This window comes from Actinomadura sp. KC345, assembly GCF_004348515.1.
GTDB lineage: Bacteria > Actinomycetota > Actinomycetes > Streptosporangiales > Streptosporangiaceae > Spirillospora.
The window spans coordinates 21,970-45,536 of record NZ_SMKH01000013.1 but is presented as its reverse complement, the minus strand read 5'-3'; the positions used below and the strand labels follow the sequence as shown (position 1 = coordinate 45,536).

The following is a 23,567-nucleotide window of genomic DNA, read 5'->3' as shown; positions in this document are numbered from 1 at the left end:
AGTGATGTGGTGACCGCTGCGTTATCCCCCGCCATGATCAGTCATTCCCAGCAGTTCGGCTACCCACTCGGCCAGAAAAGATCTGCGGAAGTCACCCCGCAGGTCACGCGAGCGCCACCAGATCGGCAAACTCGTCACTCCAGATGTCTTCCACACCATCCGGCAGCAAAATCACTCTTTCCGGTGCGAGCGCCTCGACGGCGCCCTCATCGTGGGTCACCAGGACGATCGCCCCGGCGAACGTCCGCAGGGCCCCGAGGATCTCCTCCCGGCTGGCCGGGTCGAGGTTGTTGGTGGGCTCGTCGAGCAGCAGGACGTTCGCGCTGGAGACCACCAGCATCGCCAGTGCCAGCCGGGTCTTCTCGCCGCCGGACAGGACCCCCGCGGGCTTGTCGACGTCGTCGCCGGAGAACAGGAACGAGCCCAGGATCTTGCGGACCTCGACGGGCGCCATGCCGGGCGCGGCCGACTGCATGTTCTCCAGGACGGACCGGTCGACGTCCAGGGTCTCGTGCTCCTGGGCGTAGTAGCCGACCCGCAGGCCGTGACCGGCCACCACGGACCCGGTGTCGGCCTCGTCGACGCCCGCCAGCAGGCGCAGCAGGGTGGTCTTGCCCGCGCCGTTCAAGCCCAGGATGACGACGCGGCTGCCCCGGTCGACGGCCAGGTCCACGTCGGTGAAAATCTCCAAAGATCCGTACGATTTCGACAAACCCTCCGCGGTGAGGGGGGTTTTGCCGCACGGTGCCGGATCCGGGAAGCGGATCTTGGCGACCTTGTCGGCCCGCCGCTCGCCCTCGACGCCCGCCAGCAGGCTCCGCGCGCGGCGGTCCATCTGCTGCGCGGCCTTGGCCTTGGTGGCCTTGGCGCGCATCTTGTCGGCCTGCGAGATCAGCGCGGACGCCTGCCGCTGCGCGTTGGCCGTCTCGCGCTTGCGGCGCCGCTCGTCGGTCTCCCGCTGCTCCAGGTACGTCTTCCAGCCGACGTTGTAGATGTCGACCACGCTGCGGTTGGCGTCCAGGTGGAACACGCGGTTGACGACGGCGCCCAGCAGCTCGACGTCGTGGCTGATCACGACGAGCCCGCCCTGGTGGGCCTTCAGGAAGTCGCGGAGCCACACGATCGAGTCGGCGTCCAGGTGGTTGGTCGGCTCGTCCAGCAGCAGGGTGTCGGCGCCGGAGAACAGGATGCGCGCGAGCTCCACGCGGCGCCGCTGGCCGCCCGACAGCGTCCCCAGGGACTGGCCCATCGCCCGGTCGGGCAGGCCGAGGCTGGAGGCGATCGAGGCGGCCTCGGCCTCGGCGGAGTAGCCGCCGAGGACGTGCAGGCGCTCCTCCAGCCGGCCGTACCTGCGGACGGCCTTGTCGCGGTCGTCGCCGGTCGCGGCCGCCATCGCGTCCTCGGCGGCGCGCAGCTCGCGGATGACCTCGTCCAGCCCGCGGGCGGACAGGATGCGGTCGCGGGCCAGCTCGGTCAGGTCGACGTCGCGGGGGTCCTGCGGCAGGTAGCCGATGGTGCCGGAGGACGTCACGGCGCCCTGCGCGGGCTGCGCCTCCCCGGCCAGCACCTTGGTGAGGGTGGTCTTGCCCGCGCCGTTGCGGCCGACGAAGCCGACCCGGTCGCCGGGGTTGACCCGGAACGTGGCGGTCTCGATCAGCAGCCGGGGCCCGGCGCGCAGCTCGATGTCCTTGGCGATGATCACAGTGACAGGGCTCCCCTGACGGACGGCTCGGTGGACAGGCACGAAGAAGCGCGCCACGCGGTCGCCGTGGACCGGGGCGCGCGGGGCGCACTGTCAGTTCGGGAGCGGAACCATCCATCCAGTGTACGGGACGGCGGGCGGGGCCCCGGCCGTTCGCGCCCCGGTCAGCCCTGGCGTTCGGCGGCGAGGCGCTGGTTGATCGTCTGCTGGAGCCGCTGGAGCCCGGAGGTGCCGACCAGCCCGATCTGCCCTTCGAGGTCGCGCAGCAGGACGTCCTCGCGCATCACGACCTCCGACGACTGCATCAGCACGGTGCCCGCTCCGGTGAAGTCGAACTGGTGCTCCTCACCGGACGATCCGCCGATGCCGAACACCGCCCGCGCGGCGCCGAGCGCCCCGCGCATGTAGGAGTGGTCGTAGTGGTGGCAGGGGGACGGGGCGTCGGCCCAGCCGAGCAGCGCCTGCGGGTCGACCCTGACCGGCGGCTCCACGAAGTGGACGGGGCCGTTGGAGGCGGCCACGAACCGGCCCGTGCCGATCAGGGTCAGGAACCCCGGGATGATCGACTGCTTGAGCTCCAGGCCCGGCTCGAACGCCAGCAGGTTCCCGGCCCGGACGGTGAGGTTGCCGTCCTCCAGGTCGAAGGAGTTGACGTCGAACCCGCGGTCGGCGAGGAGGAGCTTGCCCTGCCCCTGCGCGACGATCCAGTCCTGCGCGTAGAGCGGTGAGTTGAAGGTGTGCGCGACGAGGGCGTCCAGCGGTCCCGCCGACAGCGCCTCGAACCTGATCTGCCCGTAGTAGGCGATCATCTTGCCCTTCTGCGCGAACCACTGCCCGTTGAGGTCGACGCTGAAGGCGTAGGGGTTGACGTTGTCGTTGCCGGGGAGGCTCCCGGCGTTCCAGGTCTGAGTGCCGAACGTGCTCACGGGTCAGATCTTCCTCTCGCTGGCCTGGACGTAGACGACGCCGGTGCCGTTCAGCTGGAGCTGGAACCCCTCGCCGGAGCCCCGGCCCATCATTTCGCGCAGGCCGACCGCCGTGGTGAGCTTGTTCTCCACCTGGCCGCGATGCGCGACGTAGGCCTGCGGGTCGACGTGGACGGGACGCTGCGGGCTGATCGGCATCTCCATCACGGGGCCGTGCGACAGGAGCGCGCACGCCCCCTTCCCCATGAGCGTGGTGGTGAAGAGGCCCTGCCCGGTGACCGCGCCGCGGACCATCCCGCGGACACCGCCCTGTTCGCCCATGAACATCGTCCCCACCTGGAGGGACGCGTCGTGGACGAGCAGCCGGTCGGCCTCGGCGTAGAGCGTGTCGCCGCCGCTCAGGTCGATGACGGTGACCTCGAGGCCGCCGTGCCCGAACAGGACGCTGCCCTGCCCGGTCACGTGCATCATCGCGGAGCGCTCACCGGCGACGGCGCGGCCGATCGTGCCGCCGACGCCCTGCCCGGCGGTCGCCGTCGGGGCGAACGACACCGGCCCCGAGTAGCCGAGCATCGCGCCGCGCTTGCTGTAGACCTCCTGCCCCGGCCCGATCGGCACCTGGAGCATCTTGGAGTTGATCGTTTGGTAGCCCGGCATCTATACCTCCCGAGGGGGGACGGCCCCCCACGCCACCCGCGCCGACTTCGTCGCCATTCAGATCTCCAGAATTCCGCCGCGTTCGGACGGCTGGACGTAGACCAGCCCGTGTCCCGAGTACCGGAACTGCACGCTCTCCCCCGACCCCTGGCCGATGACCGTGCGCCAGTTGACGTCGCTCACCACGTCCTGCTGGAGCTGGCCGTGATGGCAGACGTAGGCGTGGGGGTCGACGCACAGGGGTGACTGGGGCGACACCTCCAGCGCGATGGCCGGCCCCTGGGACAGGACGGCCACCGTCCCGTGCCCGTCGACCTTCGTCGTTGCGAGGCCCTGGCCGGTCCCCATGCCCCGCATGCCGACGAACTGGACGCCGGTCTGCAGATTCCCGTCGAGGGCCAGGAGGCTCTCCGACTCCACGAACAGCGTGTCGCCGGTGAGCTGGACGAGGGTGACCTCCGTCGCCTCGCTCGCCAGGTAGACCGTCCCCTGCCCCGTGATCTCCATGAGGGTGATCCCCTCACCGGCGATCCTCCGTTTGAGGGCGCCGCGCAGGCCCTCGCCGCCCGTCATGCCCTGGCGTTTGAACGCCATCTGGCCCTCGTAGGCGACCATGGACCCGTTCAGCGCCCTGATGGTCTCGCCGCCGAGATCGACGGCGAGCATCTTCGAGCCGTTCATCCGAAATTGCGCCACGAAGCGAGAAGATACAGGCCCCGGCGCGTTGACGGCCCGCCTTGACCCCGGATCGGGAAGGATGAGGACCATGTGGATCGCTTCCGAACGCCGCAGCCTCGGCCGGTGGGCCGTACCCGGGCTCGTCCTGAGCGCCGGAGTGGTGGTCGGGGCCGTGCTCGCCGCCGACGGGCGGTCGGGGACGGCCCTCGTCGCGCTCACCGCGCTGGCCGGCTACGCGGCCTACCTGGCCTACCGGCGCAACGAGCCCGCCCTGCCGGTCAGCGAGGGCTTCGGCTCCGGCACCCGGGCCCGCGCACACCTGCGGGCCGCCGCGATGACCGGCGACGTGCTGACCGTCGCGGTGGTCGGCGCGCTGATCGTCCAGTCGCTGCGCGGCGCCGACATCACCGCCTACGTGTGGCTCGCCGCCGTCGCGGGAGTGACCTACCTGCTGTCCGCGCTCGCCGGGGGCCGCGGCCTCTGACCTGCGCGAACTGTGGGTTAACTTCTTCCGACAAATTCGGTTTCGCGGCCTGGCGGACGGCATGATGCGGTTGTGTCAGCCGTCGAAGTCCCCGACGCCGTCCTGCCGGACCGGGCGGCGTTCCAGCCCGTCGTCGATCTCGGCAGCGGCGCGGTCGTCGCCGTCGAGGCGCACGCGGCGCCGGCGGCCGGATCCGCGCCGATGCGGTTCGACCCGGCCTCGGAGGACGTGCGCCGCGCCGTGGAGGCGGCCCGCGCCGCCGCCGGCCTCGGGACCCCGCTGCCGCTGCAGATCGGCCTGCGGGCCGAGACGCTCTCCGGCGGGGACGACCTGCTCGCCGAACTGCACCACGGACTCGCCGGGACGGGGCGGCGCCCGCAGGAGATCATCCTCTGCGTCGCCGGAGGCTTCCCGCCCGCGCTGCGCCCGCCGGTCAACGCCGCGCTGGCCCGGCTCCGCCACGCCGGCTACCTCGTCGGGCTCGCCGGCCTCGGCGCCGCCCACGCGCCGCTGGACCTGCTCGCGGACGGCGCGTCGTACCTGCTGAAGCTCGACCCGGACCTGGCCCGCCGGTCGGTGTCCGATCCGCGCCGCGCGGCGCTGGTGGCGAGCCTCGTCGAACTGGCGCACCGCCTGGAGACGCACGTCCTGGCGCCGCAGATGGCGAACCGCGAGCAGGTCCTGCACATGCGCGACGCCGGTGTGCGACTCGTCCAGGGGCCGGTCCTGGCCCCGCCCGGGTGGCGGCCGGGGATGCCGGTCACCGTCCCGGTCGCGGCCCGGGAGGAGCCCGCGCGGGAGGACGCCGGCCTCGGGCCGCGGGTCTCGGAGTTCACGCTCCCGGCGGTGACCATGCCGCACACGGCGACCGCCGGGGAGGTGCTCGACGCGCTGAACGCGGAGGCGGGCATCTCCAGCATCGTCATCGTCGACGAGCGGCAGCGGCCCCGGTGCGCGGTGGACCGGACGCGTTTCCTGCTCAGGCTGTCCGGCGCCTACGGCCACGCCCTCCACGCCCGCAGGCCCGCGGCGCGGCTCGCCGACCCGCCGCGGACGGTGCCGCGCACCGTCCCCGCCGTCGCGGCGTTGCGGGCGGCCGGGCGCGAGGACGAGCGCGTCTACGACGACCTGGTCGTGGTCGACGAGGTGGGCCGCTGCCTGGGCATCGTCCGGGTCGCCGACCTGATCCGCGGCCTGTCGCGCTGAGACCGCCCCTGCGGCCTCAGGCGCCCCCGGGCGATCTCTCGGGTGGGACGGGCGCCGAAAGCCCGGTGCCGGCCGTCTCCTGGGCGAGGATGGCCGCCTGAACGCGGCTGGCCAGCCCGAGTTTCCCCAGAATGCGGCTGACGTGCGTCTTGGTGGTCGTCTCGGCCATGGCGAGCCGGTCCGCGATCTGGCCGTTGGACAGGCCCTCGCCCAGGCACGCGAAGACCTCGCGCTCCCGCGGCGTCAGGTCGGACAGCCCCGGCGGCGGCTCCGCGGGCGCGGCGGGCCGGGAGGAGAACGCGCCGATCAGCCGCCGGGTGACCTTCGGCGCGATGATCCCCTCCCCCGCCGCCACGGTCCGCACCGCCTCCACCAGCCGGTCGGCGTCGACGTCCTTGAGCAGGAACCCCGCGGCGCCCGCCCGCAGCGCGCCGAACACGTACTCGTCCATGTCGAACGTCGTCAGCACCAGGACGTCGGTGAGGCCCGCGATCTCCCGCGTCGCGGCGATGCCGTCCAGGCGGGGCATGCGGACGTCCATGAGCACCACGTCCGGCCGGAGCGCGCGGGCCATCTCCACCGCCTCCGCGCCGTCCGCGGCCTCGCCGACGACCCGGACGTCCGGGGCCGCGCCGAGGATCAGCACGAGTCCCGCCCGCACCGCGGCCTGATCGTCGGCGACCAGCACATCGATCATGACGCGCGCTCCCCGGCCTGCTGGTCGACGGGCAGTTCGGCGTGCACGCGCCACCGGCCGCCGTCCGGTCCCGCGTCGAAGTCCCCGGCCAGCATCACCGCGCGCTCGCGCATCCCGACCAGCCCGCTGCCCGTGCCCTGGAGCCGCGACCCGTCCCGCCCGAGCGGGCTCAGCACGTCGATCACCACGTGCCGCCGCGTGTACTCGACGCGGACCTCGGCGCGCCCCGGCCCGGCGTGCTTCAGGGCGTTGGTCAGCGACTCCTGGACGATCCGGTACGCGGCCAGCTCCACCGCCGCGGGCAGCTCGGGCGGCTCCCCCGCGATCTCCAGGCCCGCGGACAGGTCGGACCTCGCGGTGTGCCGGACCAGCGGCTCCAGCTCCGTCAGCCGGGGCCGCGCCGCCGGGCCCGCGGCGTCCCCGTCCCGCAGCAGCCCGATCATCCTGCGCATCTCGGCGAGGCCGCGCACGCTGTTGTCACGGATGACCTCCATGGCCCGCTCGACGCCCTCGCGGTCCAGGTCGCGCACCTTCAGCACGGCCGTGGAGTGCAGGGCCACCGCGCTCAGATGGTTGGCGACCACGTCGTGCAGCTCGCGGGCCATCCGGGCGCGCTCGGCGTTCACGGCGGCGAGGCGGTCCATCTCGGCCAGCCGCGCCACCTGCTCGGCGCGCCGGCGCTCCGCCTCCGCCCGGTACCGGTGCTCCCGGACGGCCATCGCCGACAGGACCGGCGTCACCCAGACCAGCCCGGCGACCGCGCCGCCGAGGATGCCGACGGCGACCTCGCCCAGCGCGATCATCGTGCCGGCCGCCACCGCCAGCGAGGCCGCCAGCGTCGTCCCGAGCAGCCATTCCGCCGTCCGCCGCCGCCCGTACAGGCTCGCCGCGTACAGCGCGTCCCCGTAGATCATCGCGGTGGCGATGCTCGGCCCGAACACCAGGTCGGCGACGTTGAACACCGTCGCGACGGCCAGCCCGGCGCGCGGCGCCGTCCGCCTCAGCAGCATCGTCGCGCACAGCCCGAGCAGCGGGACGAGCCGCGCCCAGGACGGCGGGTCCCAGTCCCGCGACCACCTCCCGTGGCCGTCCACCGAGAGCATCAGCACGCCGCCGGCCAGCGCGGCCGCGGCGATCAGGGCGTCCTGCCTGGTGGTGAGGCGCCGGAACGTGTCCACGGCTATATCTCAGCATCCCCGCGGCCATGCCTCGTCCACCCGCGTGAGGACCCCGGCCTACATCGTTCGGACGACCTGCGAAACCTCACCCAGGACGACGATCCGCCGCCCCCGCGCACGCACCATGGAAGCAGTCGAGAAGGGATCGGACACGTGCTCATCGCGATCATCGTCGCCTGCGAGGTCGGCTTCTGGGTCGTCCTGGGGGCCGGCCTCCTCGCCCGCTACCCGCTGCGGATGCGGCGGACCGGCGCGGTGCTCCTGCTGTGCGTCCCGCTGGTCGACCTGGTCCTGCTGGCCGCCACGGCGATCGACCTGCGCGGCGGCGCCACCGCCGGCATGGCCCACGGCCTGGCCGCCGCCTACCTCGGCTACTCGGTCGCGTTCGGCCACAGCATGGTCCGCTGGGCGGACGAGCGCTTCGCGCACCGCTTCGCCGGCGGTCCGCCGCCGCGCGGCAAACCGAAGTACGGCCGGGCGCGCATCCGCTACGAGTGGCGCGAGTTCGGCAAGGCCGCCATCGCCACCGCCATCGCCTGCGGCCTCCTGCTGGCGATGATCGCCCTCGTCGGCGAGACCGGCCGCGCCGAGGCGCTCTACGCCTGGCTCGGCCGCCTGGGGCTGGTCCTGGCGATCTGGTCGCTGTGGCCGATCACCCACACCCTCTGGCCGTCCAGGCCCGACGGGGTCCAGGCGGACGCTTCCGGCCGCCCCGTGGAGCACACCGGGCCAAAGTGACCGACGCGTGCGAAGAGGCCGCCCTCCCAACGGGGGGCGGCCTCCTGGCAGCGTGAGGTCAGATGTTGAAGCCCAGGGCGCGGAGCTGGTCGCGGCCGTCGTCGGTGATCTTGTCGGGGCCCCACGGCGGGAGCCAGACCCAGTTGATCTTGACGTCCTTGACCAGGCCCTCCAGCGCGCTGTGCGTCTGGTCCTCGATCACGTCGGTGAGCGGGCAGGCGGCGCTGGTGAGCGTCATGTCCAGGGTGGCGACCTCGTCGGCGAGGTTGACGCCGTACACCAGGCCGAGATCGACGACGTTGATGCCGAGCTCGGGGTCGACGACGTCCTTGAGGGCCTCAAGGACGTCTTCCTCGGGGATGGTGCCTGCGGTGGACGAGCCGGCGGCGGGTGTGTCGGTCATGATGCCTCTCCGAGTGCGCGGGCGGTCGCGTCCTTCCACGCCATCCAGGCGAGCAGGGCGCATTTGATCCTGGCGGGGTACTTGGACACCCCGGCGAAGGCGATGGCGTCCTCGAGGACGTCCTCGTCGGGGTCGACGTCCTGGCCGCGCGACTGCATCAGCGCCAGGAACTCCTCTCCGACGGCCATCGCCTCCTTGACGGGCTTTCCGATGATCAGATCGGCCATCACCGAGGCGCTGGCCTGGCTGATCGAGCAGCCCATGGCGTCGTAGGAGACGTCGGCGACCGTGGCGTCCTGGCCGTCGCCGTCCAGGTGGACGCGCAGCGTCACCTCGTCACCGCAGGTCGGGTTGACGTGGTGGGCCTCCCCCTCGAACGGCTCCCGCAGCCCCTTGTGGAGGGGGTTGCGGTAATGGTCCAGGATGACCTCCTGGTACATCGCCTCCAGCTGCATGTCGTCCCTTCCAAGCCTTTCTCGCTACAACCGGGCGCGGGCCCAGCGTTGTTCCTCTAGGTGGTGCCGAAGAACTTCTGGGCCTGCCTGACCCCGTCGGCGAGGGCGTCCACGTCGGCGAGGGTGTTGTAGAGGTAGAACGTCGCGCGGGTGGTCGCCGGGATGCCGAAGCGGCGGCAGATCGGCCACGCGCAGTGGTGGCCGACGCGGACCTCGACGCCGAGGTCGTCGAGGACCTGCCCCACGTCGTGGGGATGGATGTCCTCGACGGTGAACGACACGGCTCCGCCGCGCGCCTCGGTGGTGCCGGGACCGATGATCCGGACGCCGGGGATCTCGGCGAGCCGCTCCAGCGAGTAGCCGACCAGGGCCTCCTCGTGGGCGTGCACGCGGTCCATGCCGATCTCGGTGAGGTAGTCGCAGGCCGCGCCGAGCCCGATCGCCTGCGCGGTCATCGGGACGCCGGCCTCGAACCGCTGCGGCGGCGGCATGAACGTGGACTCCTCCATGCGGACGACCTCGATCATGGAGCCGCCGGTGATGAACGGAGGCATCACCTCGAGCAGCTCGGTCCGCCCCCACAGCACGCCGATGCCGGTCGGGCCGAGCATCTTGTGGCCGGAGAACGCCAGGAAGTCGACGTCCAGCGCGCCGACGTCCACCGGCTGGTGCGGAACCGACTGCGCGGCGTCCAACAGGACGAGCGCGCCGACGGCGCGGGCCCGGTCCGCGATCCGCCGGATCGGCGGGACCGTTCCGAGCACGTTCGACTGGTGCGTCAGGGCGACGATCTTCGTGCGCTCGTTGACCAGGTCGTCCAGGTTCTCCAGGTCCAGGCGGCCGTCGCCGGTGATGCCGAACCAGCGCAGCGTCGCCCCGGTCCGCCGGCAGAGCTGCTGCCACGGGACGAGGTTGGCGTGGTGCTCCATCTCCGACACCACGACCTCGTCGCCGGGGCCGACCGCGAACCGCTCCGCCTCCGGGCCGGCGGTGGCCGCGTTGCTCATCGCGTACGCGACCAGGTTGATGCCCTCGGTCGCGTTCTTGGTGAACACGATCTCGCCCGGCACCGCGCCGATGAACCGGGCGATCGACGCGCGGGCCTTCTCGTAGCCCTCCGTCGCCTCCTCGGCGAGCAGGTGCGCGCCCCGGTGCGGCGCCGCGTTGTGGCGCTCGTAGAACCGCCGCTCCGCGTCCAGCACCTGGACGGGCTTCTGCGACGTCGCTCCCGAGTCGAGGTACACCAGAGGGCGCCCGCCGCGCACCGTGCGCTGCAGCAGCGGGAAGTCCTTCTTCAGCTCCTCCGGCAGCAGGGTCATAGTGAAGCAGCCGCCTTCACGTACTTCTCGTAGCCCTCGTCCTCCAGCTCGTCGGCCAGCTCGGCGCCGCCCTCGGCGACGATGCGGCCGCCGGAGAAGACGTGCACGAAGTCGGGCTTCACGTAGCGCAGGATCCGGGTGTAGTGGGTGATGAGCAGGACGCCGGTGTCGCCGGCCGCGAACCGGTTGACGCCCTCGGCGACGACCTTGAGGGCGTCGACGTCGAGTCCGGAGTCGGTCTCGTCCAGGACGGCGACCTTCGGCTTGAGCATCTCCAGCTGCAGGATCTCGTGCCGCTTCTTCTCACCGCCGGAGAAGCCCTCGTTCAGGCTGCGCTGCGCGAACGCGGGGTCGATGGACAGGCCTTCCATCGCCTGCTTCATCTCCTTGGAGAACTCGCGGAGCTTCGGCGCCTCGCCGCGGACGGCGGTGACGGCCGAGCGCAGGAAGTTCGACACCGAGACGCCCGGCACCTCGACCGGGTACTGCATCGCCAGGAACAGCCCGGCGCGGGCCCGCTCGTCGACCGACATGCCGAGGACGTCCTCGCCGTCGAGCGTGACGGCACCGGACGTGATCTCGTACTTGGGGTGCCCGGCGACCGCGTACGCCAGGGTGGACTTGCCGGAGCCGTTCGGCCCCATGATCGCGTGGGTCTCGCCGGCCTTCACGGTCAGGTCGACCCCGCGCAGGATCTCCTTCGCCCCGTCGGAGCCGTCGCCGACGGAGACGTGGAGGTCGCGGATCTCTAGCGTGGGCATAGTGCGTCGTAGTCCTTAGTCGTGGGGGCCTAGTCGTCGGCGGCGAGCGACACGTAGACGTCGCCGTCCTCGACCTTGACCTTGTATGTGGCGACCGGCTGCGTGGCCGGCGGGTTGGTGGGCTTGCCGCTGCGCAGGTCGAAGCAGGACCCGTGCAGCCAGCACTCGATGGTGCCGTCGTAGACCTCGCCCTCGGAGAGGGACACCTCGGCGTGCGAGCAGATGTCGTTGACGGCGTACACGTCGCCGCCGCTGCGCGCGATGGCGACCGGCGTGTCGTCGAGCTCGACGGCGATGGCCCCGTCGGCGGGGATGTCGTCCAGCGCGCACACCTTCGTGTAGGTCATCGCCGCGCTCCCTGGTCGAGCTCCTCCTCGATGGCCTCGGCGACCTTCTCGCGCACCTCGGCGACCTCGATGCGCTGGATCAGCTGGCCGAGGAAGCCCCGGACCACCATGCGGCGCGCCTCGTCGAAGGTGATGCCGCGCGCCTGAAGGTAGAACAGGTGCTCGTCGTCCAGCCGCCCGGACGCCGACGCGTGCCCGGCGCCGGCGACCTCGCCGGTGAGGATCTCCAGGTTCGGCACGGAGTCGACCCGCGTCCCGTCGGTGAGGACGAGGTTGCGGTTCAGCTCGTAGGTGTCGGTGCCCTCGGCCTCCGCCCGGATGATCACGTCGCCGATCCAGACGGCGTGCGCGTCCCGGTCCTGCAGCGCGCCCCGGTAGTCGACGCGGCTGCGGCAATGCGGGACGGCGTGGTCGACCAGGAGGCGGTGCTCCAGGTGCTGGCCGCCGTCGACGAAGTACACCCCGTACAGCTCGGCGTCGCCGCCGGGCCCGTCGTAGGAGACCGACGGGGAGATCCGCACGACGTCGCCGCCGAGCGAGATGTTGTGCGAGACGAACCGGGCGTCGCGGCCGAGCCGGGCGTGCTGGTGCGACACGTGGACGCTGCCGTCCGCCCAGTCCTGCAGGCTGATCACCGAGAGGCGGGCGCCGTCGCCGACGACGAACTCGACGTTGTCGGCGTAGACGGCCCGGCCGCGGTGCGCGAGCACGACGGTGGCCTCGGCGAACGGCTCCACCACGACCGTGGTGTGGCCGTAGGCGGCGCCGGAGGCGTCCTCGCCGCGCACCCGCAGGACGGTCGGCGCGGAGGCGACGGCCTCCTTCGGGACGGTCACGACGGTGGCGTGCGCGAAGGAGTTCCACGCCTGCGCGCTGACGCGGTCGGCCGGGACGTAGGCCTTGCCGAGGCGGGCGTCGTCGCGGCCGACGGTCTCGACCGTCACCTCCGGCGCCGCCTCCACCTCGACCAGGACCTTGCCGTGCGGCTCCGCGGTGCCGTTGTGCAGGCCGCGGAGGCGGCGCAGCGGCGTGAACCGCCACTCCTCCTCGCGGCCCGTCGGCACCTCGAAGTCGCCCAGGTCGTAGGACGACCTGTCATGCAGCGTCGAGAGAGGCCGCTGATCGGACCGGGTCTCGAGCCCCATCAACCCACGGCTCCTTCCATCTGCAGCTCGATGAGCCGGTTCAGCTCAAGGGCGTACTCCATCGGCAGCTCCCGCGCGATGGGCTCGACGAACCCGCGCACGATCATCGCCATCGCCTCGTCCTCGGTGAGGCCGCGGCTCATCAGGTAGAACAGCTGCTGCTCCGACACCTTGGAGACGGTGGCCTCGTGGCCCATCTCCACGTCGTCCTCGCGGACGTCGACGTAGGGGTAGGTGTCGGACCGGCTGATCTGGTCGACCAGCAGCGCGTCGCACTTGACGGTGGACTTGCTGCGCTCGGCGCCCTCCTGGACCTGCACCAGCCCCCGGTAGGACGTGCGGCCTCCGCCGCGCGCCACCGACTTGGAGATGATGCTGCTGGAGGTGTTGGGCGCGGCGTGCACCATCTTGGCGCCGGCGTCCTGGTGCTGGTCCTCGCCGGCGAACGCGATCGAGAGGGTCTCGCCCTTGGCGTGCTCGCCGAGCAGGTAGACCGCCGGGTACTTCATCGTGACCTTGGAGCCGATGTTGCCGTCGACCCACTCCATGGTGGCGCCCTCGTACGCGACGGCGCGCTTGGTGACCAGGTTGTAGACGTTGTTGGACCAGTTCTGGATGGTCGTGTAGCGGACGCGGGCGTCCTTCTTCACGACGATCTCCACGACCGCGGAGTGCAGCGAGTCCGACTTGTAGATCGGCGCGGTACAGCCCTCGACGTAGTGGACGTAGGAGCCCTCGTCGGCGATGATCAGCGTCCGCTCGAACTGGCCCATGTTCTCGGTGTTGATCCGGAAGTAGGCCTGGAGCGGGATCTCCACGTGCACGCCCGGCGGGACGTAGATGAACGAGCCGCCCGACCACACCGCGGTGTTGAGCGCGGCGAACTTGTTGTCGCCGACCGGGATCACCGAGCCGAAGTACTCCTGGAAGATCTCCGGGTGCTCGCGCAGGCCGGTGTCGGTGTCGACGAAGATGACGCCCTTCTCCTCAAGATCGTCGCGGATCTTGTGGTAGACGACCTCCGACTCGTACTGGGCGGCGACACCGGCGATGAGGCGCTGCTTCTCCGCCTCGGGGATGCCGAGCTTGTCGTAGGTGTTCTTGATGTCCTCGGGAAGCTCCTCCCAGGACGTGGCCTGCTGCTCGGTGGAGCGCACGAAGTACTTGATGTTGGCGAAGTCGATGTCCGACAGGTCGGATCCCCAGGTGGGCATCGGCTTCTTGTCGAACAGCCGCAGCCCCTTGAGACGCAGGTCGAGCATCCAGTCGGGCTCGTCCTTCTTGCCTGAGATGTCGCGGACGACTTCCTCGTTCAGGCCGCGCCGCGCCGAGGCGCCGGCCTCGTCGGAGTCGGCCCAGCCGAACTTGTACCTGTCGAGCCCTTCCAGCTCAGGGTGGGCTGCAGTAGTCATTGGGACGTCCCTCCGGACTCCTCGTCACTGGTGTGTGTTCGTTCGGGGGACCGCTCCCCCGCGTCCCCGCCAGGGGCGACGCTCGCGGCGGGACCTTCCGCCTCACCCGGCCCGCCGGTCCCCGGCAGGGACCGGGAGCTGACGTGGGTGGTGCAGATCCCGTCGCCGTGGGCGATCGTGGCCAGCCGCTGGACGGGTGTGCCCAGAAGCCGGCTGAACGCCTCGGTCTCGGCCTCGCACAGCTGCGGGAACTCCGCGGCGACGTGCGCGACCGGGCAGTGGTGCTGGCACAGCTGCTCGCCGCCGCCCGGCTGGGGGGCCTTGGCCGCGGCGGCCGCGTAGCCGTCGCCCGACAGCGCCTCGGCGAGCGTGCGGACCCGCTGGTGAGGCGGGGCGTTCTGCACGACGGGCCGGTAGCGCCGCTCCAGGTCGGCGATCTGCCGCCGGGCGAACTCGGCGACCGCGTGGTCGCCGGCCGTCTCGGCGAGGAACCGCAGGGCGCTGGTCGCCAGGTCGTCGTAGGCGTGCACGAAGGCGCTGCGCCCGGCGTCGGTGATGGCGAACCACTTGGCGGGACGCCCCCGGCCGCGCCGGGTCTGCGTCGCCCGCGCCTTGCGGATCTCGATCATGCCCTCGGCCAGCAGCGCGTCCAGGTGCCGCCGGATCGCGGCCGGCGTGAGTCCGACGCGCTCCCCCAGCGTGGACGCGGTGGCGGGGCCGTGTTCGAGGATCAGCCTGGCCACCCGCGCGCGTGTGTCGCGCTCGGTACCGATGCCGGCGCCCGGTACCGGGCCGCCCCCACCGGCGTGACCGGGCGAGGACGGCACGCCGGAAGGCCGCGCGGCGGCGGCCCGGGCATGCGTCTGATCCTCGCTCACGTTTTTCACAACATCAGTGTGCCGTAATTCCTTCCCCCGAAACACCGGTTCACCGATGTCATGGCTCACGCAGGTAAGCCTTACCTAACCTGGGCTTCGTCACCCGGTGTCGCGGTCCCGTGCCCCGGTGAGCGCCCCCGTCCGCGCACCCGCTCCGCGCGGCAGGACCAGCACGGGGCACGGCGCGGCCCGGACGATCTTGCCGGAGCTCTCCCCGAGGAAGACCTTGCGCAGCGGCCCGTGATGGCCGGACTGGCAGACCAGCACCTCACCCGGAAGCATATCGACGGTGGCCAGGGCCTTGGCGACGCCCGTCCCGACGGCCGTCAGCCGCTCCACCGGCGGCCCGCCCCCGAGGAGCCCCGCGGCACGGCGGAGGTCCTCGTCGGACCGGGCCACCTGGCGTTCCAGCACGCCGTCCGCACCGTGGAACCTCGCCGCGAGCCCGGACGGCCTCAGCACCAGCGTGACCAGGCGCATCGGCGTCCCCAGCCGCGCGGCGAACCCGGCGGCCGCGCGCAGCGGCTCGTCGGCGTCGCGGCGCCGCCAGTACGCGACGGTCGTCCGCTCCAGCCCGCCCGGCGCGCCCGCGGCGAAGCCGCGCTGGGCGAGCAGGACGGGTACCGGAGAGCCGTGCAGGAGCTGGTCGGCGGTGCTGCCGATGGCGATCCGGCCCCGCCGCCCGCGCGGTGCCGAGCCGATCACGATGAGGGCGGCGCCGACGTCGCCGGCGACCTCGATGAGCCCGCGCCCGCTGCCCCGGTGCGCGTGGGCGCGCACGCCGACGTCCCGCTCCCGCACCCCCGACTCGCCGAGCCGCGCCGTCGCCTGGGCGAGGATCTCCTCCGACTGCCCCTTGAGATAGGCGACCCATTCGGCGTCCACCTTCCCGGGGCCGCGCACGGGCCAGGGCGACGGATGGACGTGCGCCACGGTCAGCGGCGCGTTCGCCGTCCGCGCGACCAGGGAGGCCAGGGCCAGGGCGTCCTCGCCGCGGTCGTCCGGCGCGTAGCCGACGAGCACCCGCGGGGCGTCGTTCCCGCTCATGGCAGCCCCTTTCCCGGGGAGCCGGACGCCAGGCGCGAACGACGGTGCCCGTAAAGGAAGTACGCGGCCAGCCCGACGAGGATCCACAGCAGGAACACGACCCAGGTCACGCCGCCGAGGCCGACCATCAGGTAGACGCACAGCGCGACGCCGAGCAGCGGCGTCACCGGGAACAGCGGGACGCGGAAGCTGCGCGGCAGGTCCGGCCTGGTGCGGCGCAGCACGATGACGCCCACGCTGACCAGCGCGAACGCGAACAGGGTCCCGATGCTCGTGGCGTCCACCAGGCGGCCGAGCGGGATCACCGCGGCGAGGATTCCGATGAACAGCGCGACGATGACCGTGTTGGCGACCGGAACCCGGCGTCCCGGGCTCACCTTCTGGAAGACCCGCGGGACGAGCCCGTCGCGCGACATCGCGAACAGGATGCGTGTCTGCCCGTACATGACGGTGAGCACGACGCTGGTGATGGCGATCACCGCGCCGAACGACAGGATCACCGACGGCCAGCTCCGCCCGGTGGCGGAGTCCAGCACATGCGCCAGCGACGCCTCGGTGCCGCTCAGCTCGAACCGCTCCCAGTGCATCGCGGCGACCGCGGCCAGCGCGACCAGCACGTAGACGACCGTCACGATGACGAGCGAGAAGACGATCGCGAGCGGCAGGTCGCGGCGGGGGTTCCTGGCCTCCTCGCCGGCCGTGGAGGCGGCGTCGAAGCCGATGTAGGAGAAGAAGACCCTGGATCCGGCCGCGCTCAGCCCCGCCCAGCCCATCGGCGCGAACGGGGCGAGGTTCTGCGACCGGAACGCGGTGAACGCGACCGCGCAGAAGAACAGCAGCACGCCGATCTTCAGGAACACCATGACCGTGTTGACGGCGGCGCTCTCGGACGCGCCGCGCAGCAGCACGAGCGCGGCGAACGCGACCACGATCACGGCCGGGACGTTGACGATCCCCCCTTCGCCGGGCGGGCCGCTGATCTCGTCCGGGATCGTGAAGCCGAACGCGGCGCCGAAGAACTCGTTGAGGTAGGAGCCCCAGCCGACCGCGACCGCCGACACCGACACGGCGTACTCCAGCAGCAGACACCAGCCGCAGACCCACGCGACCAGCTCGCCGAGCGTGGCGTAGGCGTAGGAGTACGAGGAGCCGGAGACGGGGATCGTCCCGGCCAGCTCCGCGTACGACAGCGCCGAGAACAGCGCGGTCACGGCGGCGAGGACGAACGACAGCACGACCGCCGGTCCCGCCAGCGGCACCGCCTCGCCGAGCACCACGAAGATCCCGGTGCCGAGGGTCGCGCCGACGCTGAGGAAGGTGAGCTGCAGCAGGCCCATCGACCGCTTCAGCTCGCCGCCCTCGCCCGCCCCGCCCTCGCCGACGATCCGGTCGACGGGCTTGGTCCGCAGGAGGCTCCGGGCGAACGAGGTCCCGGTCCCGGACGTCCCGGCGGTCACAGGGTGCTCGCCAGCGGCCAGGTGGCATTGGGGGTCACGATCGTCCCGGCGGTTCCCGCGAGGATCTCCACGCACTGGTCGAGGAGCCCGATCGCGGCCATGTCGCCCGTCCGCTCGACGAAGCTCGCGGCGGCCTCGGCCTTGGGGCCCATCGACCCGGCGGGGAAGTCCTCGTCCCGCAGCTCGTGCGGGGTCGTGTGGGTGATGGCCTCCTGCTCCGGGGTGCCGAAGTTCCGCATGACGTGCGGCACGTCGGTCAGGATCAGCAGCGCGTCCGCGTCCATGCTCTCGGCGAGGACGGACGCCGTGAGGTCCTTGTCGATCACCGCCTCGACGCCCTCCAGCCGCCCGACGTCGTTGCGGAACACCGGGATCCCGCCGCCGCCCGCGCAGACCACGACGGTCCCGAGCCGGACCAGCTCCCTGATCAGCCGGGTCTCGATCACCCGCTGCGGCCGCGGGGACGGCACCACGCGGCGCCAGTGCCCGCCGTCCTGCCGGACCGTCCACCCGTACTCGGCCGCGAGCTTCTCGGCCTCGTCCCGCTCGTAGACCTGCCCGACGAACTTGACCGGGTCCTCGAACGCCGGGTCCACCGCCGACACCAGCGTCTGGTTGACCATCGCGACCACCTGGCGGCCGGGCAGCGCGTTCTGCAGCGCCTGCAGCATCCAGTAGCCGATCATGCCCTGGGTCTCGGCGCCGATGGTGTCCAGCGGGTACGGCCGGGTCAGGTTCGGGTCGTTGACGCTCTCCAGCGACAGCACCCCGACCTGCGGCCCGTTCCCGTGCGTGATGATCAGCTCGTGCCTCTCGGCGAGCGGCGCCAGCGACCGCACCGCCCGGACGACGTTCGCGCGCTGCGGTCCGGCGTCGGGTATCTCACCCCGCTTGACCAGCGCGTTCCCCCCTAGCGCCACAACGACGCGCACGTTTCCTCCCCCAGGGACCGCGGCGGTCAGGCGTCCCGTTCGATCGGGCAGCTCATGCAGCGCGGGCCGCCGCGTCCCCTGCCCAGCTCGCTGCCGCGGATGGTGATGACCTCGATCCCGTTCGCGCTCAGATGGTTGTTGCTCGTCGCGTTGCGCTCGTAGGCGACGACCACGCCGGGCGAGACGGCCAGGACGTTGTTGCCGTCGTCCCACTGCTCGCGCTCGGCGGCGAACACGTCCTGCGCCGGGGTGAGGACCTTGACGTCGTCCAGGCCGAGCGCGGCGGCGATGGCCCGGTACATGTCCTCCGGGGGGTGGTCGGTGATCTTCAGTTCCTTCTCGGTGTCCCCGGGCTCGACGGTGTGCGACGGCAGCGTCCCCATCCCGGCGTAGGTGGTGACAACGCCGTGGTCGACCATCGTCATCACGGTGTCCAGGTGCATGAAGGCCCGCTTCTGCGGCATCCGCAGCGCGACGATCCTGGAGCAGGAGCCGGCGGCGAACAGGGCCTGGGCCAGCATCTCGACGGCCTGCGGCTGCGTCCGCTCGCTCATCCCGACGAGCACGGCGCCGCCGCCGAGGACCAGGACGTCGCCGCCCTCGAGCGTCGCCGGGGCCATCGCGGTGCCCCGGTTCCACACGTGGAAGCCGCCCGCCGCGGGGGCGTCGTAGCCGTCCGCGAACATCGGGTGCCACCGGTAGACCGCCTCCATGTTCACCGTCTCGCGCATCCGCGCCTTCATGCGCATGGTGTTGATCGACACGCCGTCGTAGATCCAGCAGGACGTGTCCCGGGTGAACAGGTGGTTGGGCAGCGGCGGCAGGACGAACCCGTCGGGCTCGATCGAGTGGAACGCGATCGACGCCGGCTCGGGCATCCGCTCCAGCATCTCCCGCTTGGTGATCCCGCCGACGAGGAACGAGCCCAGGTCCTCCAGGTCCATGGAGTCGAAGCAGTTGCGGATCGCGTCGGTGGCGAGCGGGCCGAACCAGTGCGGGTCGACGACGGCGTCCAGGATGTGCTTGCGGGCCTCGGGTATGCCGATCGTCTCGCGGAGCAGGTCGAGCAGGAGGTAGGTCCGCACGCCCTGGGAGCGCAGCACGTCCTCGAACTCCTCGTGCTCCTCCACGGCCCGCCTGACCCACGGCACGTCGTCGAACAGCAGGCCGCGCGCGTTGGACGGGGTGAGCCGCTTCAGCGACAGCTCCGGCCGGTGCAGCAGGACGCTCCGCAGCCGCCCGGTCTCCGAATCGACGTGGAACGCCATCCCCCACCTCCTCGGGGCGCGGCCACGGCGCCGCGAAACCCCAGGTCGCCGGGGACGGCCCGGCGACAGGCGGTGGATTCCCCAGGCTCCGGCGGGTGAAACCAGGCCGTTCCGGGGGTGTTTGGGGGTCGTCCCCCCAACCGGAAACACGGATCGGCGTCAACCCGGAGGCTTTACCCGGCCTTCACGCGGCGCACCGGCGGGACCCGGCGCCGACCGGTCGCGCCCCAGACCTAAACTCGTCGGCATGACACCCCCCGGAGACGGCGCCGTCGAGCTGGACGCGCTCGTCAAGCGCTACGGCGCGGCCGGCCGGGAACGGCGGGCCGTGGACGGCCTGTCGCTCACCGCCGCCCGGGGCGCCGTCACCGCGCTGCTCGGCCCGAACGGCGCCGGCAAGACCACCACGATCGAGATCTGCGAGGGGTACCGGCGCGCCGACTCCGGCACCGTCCGCGTCCTCGGCCTCGACCCGGCCGCGGACGGGCGGGCGCTGAAGCCGAGGGTGGGCGTGATGCCGCAGTCCGGGGGCGTGCCGGGCACGGCCCGCGCCGGCGAGTTCCTCGGGCTCGTCGCCTCCTTCCACGCGACGCCGCTCGACCCGTCCGCCCTGCTGGAGCGGCTCGGCCTCACCGAGCACGCCCGCAGCCCCTTCCGGCGCATGTCGGGCGGGCAGCAGCAGCGGCTCTCACTGGCCGTCGCCGTCGTCGGACGGCCCGAGCTGGTCTTCCTCGACGAGCCCACCACCGGGCTGGACCCCCAGGCCAGGCACGCCACCTGGGAGCTCATCGGGGACCTCCGCGCCGCGGGGGTCTCGGTGGTGCTCACCACGCACAACATGGAGGAGGCCGAGCGCCTCTCCGACCACGTCGTCATCGTCGACCGCGGCAGGGTCGTCGCCGAGGGCGCGCCCGAGGAGCTGACCGGCGCCGAGCGGCAGCTCCGCTTCCGCGCCCGTCCCGGCCTCGGCCTGGAGGAGCTGCTGTCGGCGCTGCCCGCGGGCTGCGCCGCCAAGGAGTCGCCCGCCGGGCACTACCTGATCGAGGCGGACGTGCGGCCCGAGCTGCTGGCCACCGTCACCGCCTGGTGCGCCTCGCACGGCGTCATGACCGAGGACCTGCGGATCGAGCGCCGCACCCTGGAGGACGTCTTCCTGGAGCTGACCGGACGGGAGCTGCGCCCGTGACCGCCCCGCTCGACCTCACCCCGGCCCCGGCGGCCGTCCCGCTGCCGCGGATGATCCGCTCCCAGGCGGCCTACGAGTTCCGCGCGACGCTCCGCAACGGCGAGCAGCTGCTGCTCACGCTGATCATCCCCGTCGTGCTGCTCATGCTGTTCAGCGCCACGTCCCTGCTCGACCTGGGCGAGGGACGCCGCGTCGACTTCCTCGCCCCCGGCGTCCTCGCGCTCGCGGTGATGTCCACGGCGTTCACCGGGCAGGCGATCGGGACCGGCTTCGAGCGGCGCTACGGCGTCCTCAAGCGGCTCGGCGCCACCCCGCTGCCGCGCGGCGGGCTCATCGCCGCCAAGACCCTCACCGTGGTCGCCGTCGAGGCGGTGCAGGCCGCGGTGATCTGCGCGGTGGCGCTGGCGCTCGGCTGGCAGCCGCACGGCGACCCCTTCTCCGTGCTCGTCCTGCTGCTGCTCGGCACGGCCGCGTTCAGCGGCTTCGGGCTGCTCATGGCCGGGACGCTGCGCGCCGAGGCCACCCTCGCCGCCGCGAACCTCGTCTACGTCCTGCTGCTGGCCGCCGGCGGCGTCGTCTTCCCGCTGGAGGAGTTCCCCGGCCCGGTCAGGGCCGCACTGGAGCTGCTGCCGATCTCGGCGCTCGCCGAGGGGCTGCGCGACGTCCTGCGCGACGGCGCGGCGCTCCCCGGCGGTCCGCTGCTCGTCCTCGCGGTATGGGCCGTCGCGGGCCTCGCCCTGGCCGCACGGTTCTTCAGGTGGGAGTAGCGCATGGCGCTCGCTGACGCGCCCGGGTCGCTCGGCGGCTGGTCCAGGGCGGCCGGGGCCGGGCGCGCCCGGCTCCTGGCGCTGGGGTCGGTGCCGCCGCCCGCGCTCATCCTGCTCGGGATCATCTCCGTGCAGGTGGGCGCGGGCCTCGCCAAGAACCTCTTCGACCGGCTGCCGCCGAGCGCGGTCGTGTCGCTGCGGCTGCTGACGTCGGCGATCGTCCTGGCGTTCCTGGCCCGCAGGGTGCTGCGGACCGTCCTGCGCGACCACACCCGGCGTGACCTGCTGGTCGCCGCCGGGTTCGGGCTGACGCTCGCGGGCATGAACTTCGCGATCTACCAGTCGTTCGCCCGCATCCCGCTGGGCGTCGCGGTGACGATCGAGTTCCTCGGCCCGCTCGGCGTGGCGCTCCTCGCGTCGCGGCGCCCGCGGGACGTCCTGTGGGCGGTGCTGGCCGGAGCGGGTGTGGTGATGCTCGCCCGCGGCGGCGGTGATCTCGACCCGGTCGGCGTCGCGTTCGCGCTGGCCGCGGGGGTGTGCTGGGCCGCCTACATCCTGCTGTCCGCCGCGACCGGGCAGCGGTTCGCCGGGTCGTCCGGCCTGGCCGTCGCGAGCATCGTCGGCACCGCGGCCGTCCTGCCGATGGGCGTCGCCGAGGGCGGCGCGGAGATGCTCGACCCGCGGCTGCTGCTGATCGGCCTCGGCGTCGGGCTGCTGTCGTCGGTGATCCCGTACACCCTGGAGCTGGAGGCGCTGCGGCGGATGCCCACCCGGGTCTTCGGCGTGCTGATGAGCCTGGAGCCGGGCGCCGCCGCGCTGGTCGGGATGGCGCTGCTCGGCGAGATCCTCACCGGGCGGCAGTGGGTCGCGATCGTCTGCGTCGTCCTGGCGAGCGTGGGCGCCACCCGGAGCCAGAAGGATCCGCCGCAGGCGCCGGAGGCGTGAGAGTGGCAGGCGCGTGTGGCAGCGTGGAAGGATCGGAGCGCGAGGACCGTCCAGCACGGTTACATCCAGCACGGAGACGGAGAGGAGCCGCCGTGATCGGCCGGACCGAGGACCAGGGGATGCCGCCCGAGTTCTTCGAGGCGGGGTCGGCGTCGTTCGTCGACCTCCTGCGGCTCCACTCCCCCGAGCTGCTGCCCGTGAACCGGGTGCCGGACGGGGACGTCCCCGAGCTGCCGCACGGCACGACCGTCCTGGCGCTGACGTTCGCGGACGGGGTCATGATGGCCGGCGACCGGCGCGCCACCCAGGGCAACCGGATCGCCTACCGGGAGCTGGACAAGGTGCAGCGCGGCGACGAGTACTCCGCCGTCGCGTTCGCGGGCACCGTCGGGCTGGCGCTGGAGATGGTCCGGCTGTTCCAGGTCGAGCTGGAGCACTACGAGAAGATGGAGACGGTCCCGCTGTCGCTGCCGGGCAAGGCCCGCCGCCTCGGCGCCGTCATCCAGGCCAACCTCGCCCAGGCCCTCCAGGGCCTCGCGGTCGTCCCCCTGTTCACCGGGTACGACCCCGACTCCGGTGAGGGGCGGATCTACACCTACGACATCACCGGCGCCCCGCAGGAGGCCCGCGACTACCACGCGGACGGCTCGGGCTCCCCGTACGCGATCGGCGCCCTGAAGAAGCTCTACAGGCGCGGCCTCTCCCTGGAGGACGCCGCCACCGTCTGCGTCCAGGCCCTCTACGACGCGGCCGACGACGACGCCGCCACCGGAGGGCCCGACCCCACGCGCCGCATCTACCCGACCGTCGCGGTCGTCACCGACGACGGCTACCGGCGCCTTCCCGAGGACCAGGTGTCGGCGATCGCCGACGAGGTCATGCGCGCCCGGATGGACAGTCCGGGCGGCCCGGTCGCCCCGCTGCGCTGAGCGCGGGGAACCGACCACGGGGAACCGGCCCGGGGAACGTCGTACCCGGC

25 protein-coding genes are annotated in these 23,567 nt (G+C 72.5%); 7 read left to right on the top strand and 18 right to left on the bottom strand.

Translation table 11 applies throughout. The annotated features are described in order from the left end of the window. Positions 1 to 103: 103 nt before the first annotated feature. From E1281_RS04055 to E1281_RS04040, 4 genes are all read right to left on the bottom strand, one after another. Complete coding sequence (locus E1281_RS04055) at positions 104 to 1,702, bottom strand: ABC-F family ATP-binding cassette domain-containing protein (RefSeq protein WP_131875757.1); 1,599 nt, start codon at positions 1,700 to 1,702, stop codon at positions 104 to 106. A 164-nt stretch (positions 1,703 to 1,866) separates the two neighbouring features. Then, positions 1,867 to 2,628, bottom strand: coding sequence for an AIM24 family protein (locus tag E1281_RS04050; RefSeq protein WP_131875756.1), 762 nt, complete (start codon positions 2,626 to 2,628; stop codon positions 1,867 to 1,869). 3 nt (positions 2,629 to 2,631) lie between these two features. After that, on the bottom strand, positions 2,632 to 3,285 hold the full coding sequence (locus E1281_RS04045; protein ID WP_131875755.1) for an AIM24 family protein: 654 nt from the start codon (positions 3,283 to 3,285) through the stop codon (positions 2,632 to 2,634). 57 nt (positions 3,286 to 3,342) lie between these two features. Continuing rightward, a complete protein-coding gene (locus E1281_RS04040; RefSeq protein WP_243716562.1) occupies positions 3,343 to 3,981 on the bottom strand; it encodes an AIM24 family protein in 639 nt (212 codons plus the stop codon). Positions 3,982 to 4,051: 70 nt separating this feature from the next. On the opposite strand from E1281_RS04040, the gene E1281_RS04035 reads away from it, so the two are divergent. Together E1281_RS04035 and E1281_RS04030 are read left to right on the top strand one after the other, a co-directional pair. After that, complete coding sequence (locus tag E1281_RS04035) at positions 4,052 to 4,447, top strand: ABC transporter permease (protein ID WP_131875754.1); 396 nt, start codon at positions 4,052 to 4,054, stop codon at positions 4,445 to 4,447. Between the two features lie 72 nt (positions 4,448 to 4,519). Further along, positions 4,520 to 5,653 (top strand): EAL domain-containing protein, encoded by a 1,134-nt coding sequence (locus E1281_RS04030; RefSeq protein ID WP_243716560.1) that lies wholly within the window; start codon positions 4,520 to 4,522, stop codon positions 5,651 to 5,653. A 16-nt stretch (positions 5,654 to 5,669) separates the two neighbouring features. On the opposite strand, the gene E1281_RS04025 is transcribed toward E1281_RS04030, so the two are convergent. Further along, positions 5,670 to 6,350 (bottom strand): response regulator transcription factor, encoded by a 681-nt coding sequence (locus tag E1281_RS04025; protein WP_131875753.1) that lies wholly within the window; start codon positions 6,348 to 6,350, stop codon positions 5,670 to 5,672. Then, positions 6,347 to 7,528 (bottom strand): histidine kinase, encoded by a 1,182-nt coding sequence (locus E1281_RS04020; RefSeq protein WP_243716558.1) that lies wholly within the window; start codon positions 7,526 to 7,528, stop codon positions 6,347 to 6,349. Before E1281_RS04020 ends, E1281_RS04025 begins: the two co-directional genes overlap by 4 nt. 153 nt (positions 7,529 to 7,681) lie before the next feature. Between E1281_RS04020 and E1281_RS04015 the strand changes: the two genes are divergently transcribed. Continuing rightward, positions 7,682 to 8,266 (top strand): hypothetical protein, encoded by a 585-nt coding sequence (locus E1281_RS04015; RefSeq protein ID WP_131875752.1) that lies wholly within the window; start codon positions 7,682 to 7,684, stop codon positions 8,264 to 8,266. Positions 8,267 to 8,324: 58 nt separating this feature from the next. On the opposite strand, the gene E1281_RS04010 is transcribed toward E1281_RS04015, so the two are convergent. The 12 genes from E1281_RS04010 to E1281_RS03955 all read right to left on the bottom strand — a co-directional run bounded on the left by E1281_RS04010 (position 8,325) and on the right by E1281_RS03955 (position 19,690). Beyond that, on the bottom strand, positions 8,325 to 8,669 hold the full coding sequence (locus E1281_RS04010) for a metal-sulfur cluster assembly factor (protein ID WP_131875751.1): 345 nt from the start codon (positions 8,667 to 8,669) through the stop codon (positions 8,325 to 8,327). After that, positions 8,666 to 9,124 (bottom strand): Fe-S cluster assembly sulfur transfer protein SufU, encoded by a 459-nt coding sequence (sufU, locus tag E1281_RS04005; RefSeq protein WP_131875750.1) that lies wholly within the window; start codon positions 9,122 to 9,124, stop codon positions 8,666 to 8,668. Before sufU ends, E1281_RS04010 begins: the two co-directional genes overlap by 4 nt. 56 nt (positions 9,125 to 9,180) lie before the next feature. Further along, the gene (locus E1281_RS04000; RefSeq protein WP_131875749.1) at positions 9,181 to 10,443 is read right to left on the bottom strand and encodes a cysteine desulfurase; all 1,263 of its coding nucleotides are present in this window, start codon (positions 10,441 to 10,443) and stop codon (positions 9,181 to 9,183) included. Beyond that, positions 10,440 to 11,204, bottom strand: a complete 765-nt coding sequence (gene sufC, locus E1281_RS03995) for a Fe-S cluster assembly ATPase SufC (RefSeq protein WP_131875748.1) — start codon at positions 11,202 to 11,204, stop codon at positions 10,440 to 10,442. The genes E1281_RS04000 and sufC overlap by 4 nt, the downstream gene beginning before the upstream one ends. A 29-nt stretch (positions 11,205 to 11,233) precedes the next feature. Continuing rightward, the gene (locus E1281_RS03990) at positions 11,234 to 11,551 is read right to left on the bottom strand and encodes a non-heme iron oxygenase ferredoxin subunit (RefSeq protein ID WP_131875747.1); all 318 of its coding nucleotides are present in this window, start codon (positions 11,549 to 11,551) and stop codon (positions 11,234 to 11,236) included. After that, positions 11,548 to 12,696 carry a Fe-S cluster assembly protein SufD gene (sufD, locus tag E1281_RS03985; RefSeq protein ID WP_131875746.1) on the bottom strand — a complete coding sequence of 383 codons (1,149 nt, stop codon included), beginning with the start codon at positions 12,694 to 12,696 and terminating at the stop codon, positions 11,548 to 11,550. Before sufD ends, E1281_RS03990 begins: the two co-directional genes overlap by 4 nt. Then, positions 12,696 to 14,108: a Fe-S cluster assembly protein SufB gene (gene sufB, locus E1281_RS03980; RefSeq protein WP_131875745.1), complete on the bottom strand. Its 1,413-nt coding sequence runs from the start codon at positions 14,106 to 14,108 to the stop codon at positions 12,696 to 12,698. Before sufB ends, sufD begins: the two co-directional genes overlap by 1 nt. Continuing rightward, on the bottom strand, positions 14,105 to 14,881 hold the full coding sequence (locus tag E1281_RS03975; RefSeq protein ID WP_243716566.1) for a metalloregulator ArsR/SmtB family transcription factor: 777 nt from the start codon (positions 14,879 to 14,881) through the stop codon (positions 14,105 to 14,107). Before E1281_RS03975 ends, sufB begins: the two co-directional genes overlap by 4 nt. A gap of 204 nt (positions 14,882 to 15,085) precedes the next feature. Then, positions 15,086 to 16,033 carry a universal stress protein gene (locus E1281_RS03970; protein WP_131875744.1) on the bottom strand — a complete coding sequence of 316 codons (948 nt, stop codon included), beginning with the start codon at positions 16,031 to 16,033 and terminating at the stop codon, positions 15,086 to 15,088. Further along, entirely contained in the window at positions 16,030 to 17,490 is a 1,461-nt protein-coding gene (locus E1281_RS03965) for an amino acid permease (protein ID WP_243716557.1), read from the bottom strand. Before E1281_RS03965 ends, E1281_RS03970 begins: the two co-directional genes overlap by 4 nt. Beyond that, positions 17,487 to 18,422 carry a carbamate kinase gene (gene arcC, locus E1281_RS03960; protein ID WP_131875743.1) on the bottom strand — a complete coding sequence of 312 codons (936 nt, stop codon included), beginning with the start codon at positions 18,420 to 18,422 and terminating at the stop codon, positions 17,487 to 17,489. The genes E1281_RS03965 and arcC overlap by 4 nt, the downstream gene beginning before the upstream one ends. A 26-nt stretch (positions 18,423 to 18,448) precedes the next feature. Continuing rightward, entirely contained in the window at positions 18,449 to 19,690 is a 1,242-nt protein-coding gene (locus tag E1281_RS03955; RefSeq protein WP_131875742.1) for an arginine deiminase, read from the bottom strand. A gap of 247 nt (positions 19,691 to 19,937) precedes the next feature. Here E1281_RS03955 and E1281_RS03950 point away from each other — a divergent pair, with 247 nt between their 5' ends. The 4 genes from E1281_RS03950 to prcB all read left to right on the top strand — a co-directional run bounded on the left by E1281_RS03950 (position 19,938) and on the right by prcB (position 23,517). Continuing rightward, positions 19,938 to 20,876, top strand: a complete 939-nt coding sequence (locus E1281_RS03950) for an ABC transporter ATP-binding protein (protein ID WP_131875741.1) — start codon at positions 19,938 to 19,940, stop codon at positions 20,874 to 20,876. A 50-nt stretch (positions 20,877 to 20,926) separates the two neighbouring features. Then, positions 20,927 to 21,643 (top strand): ABC transporter permease, encoded by a 717-nt coding sequence (locus E1281_RS03945; protein ID WP_131875763.1) that lies wholly within the window; start codon positions 20,927 to 20,929, stop codon positions 21,641 to 21,643. Between the two features lie 3 nt (positions 21,644 to 21,646). Then, positions 21,647 to 22,588, top strand: coding sequence for an EamA family transporter (locus tag E1281_RS03940; RefSeq protein ID WP_131875740.1), 942 nt, complete (start codon positions 21,647 to 21,649; stop codon positions 22,586 to 22,588). Positions 22,589 to 22,680: 92 nt separating this feature from the next. Further along, on the top strand, positions 22,681 to 23,517 hold the full coding sequence (gene prcB, locus E1281_RS03935) for a proteasome subunit beta (RefSeq protein ID WP_131875739.1): 837 nt from the start codon (positions 22,681 to 22,683) through the stop codon (positions 23,515 to 23,517). Positions 23,518 to 23,567: the final 50 nt, after the last annotated feature.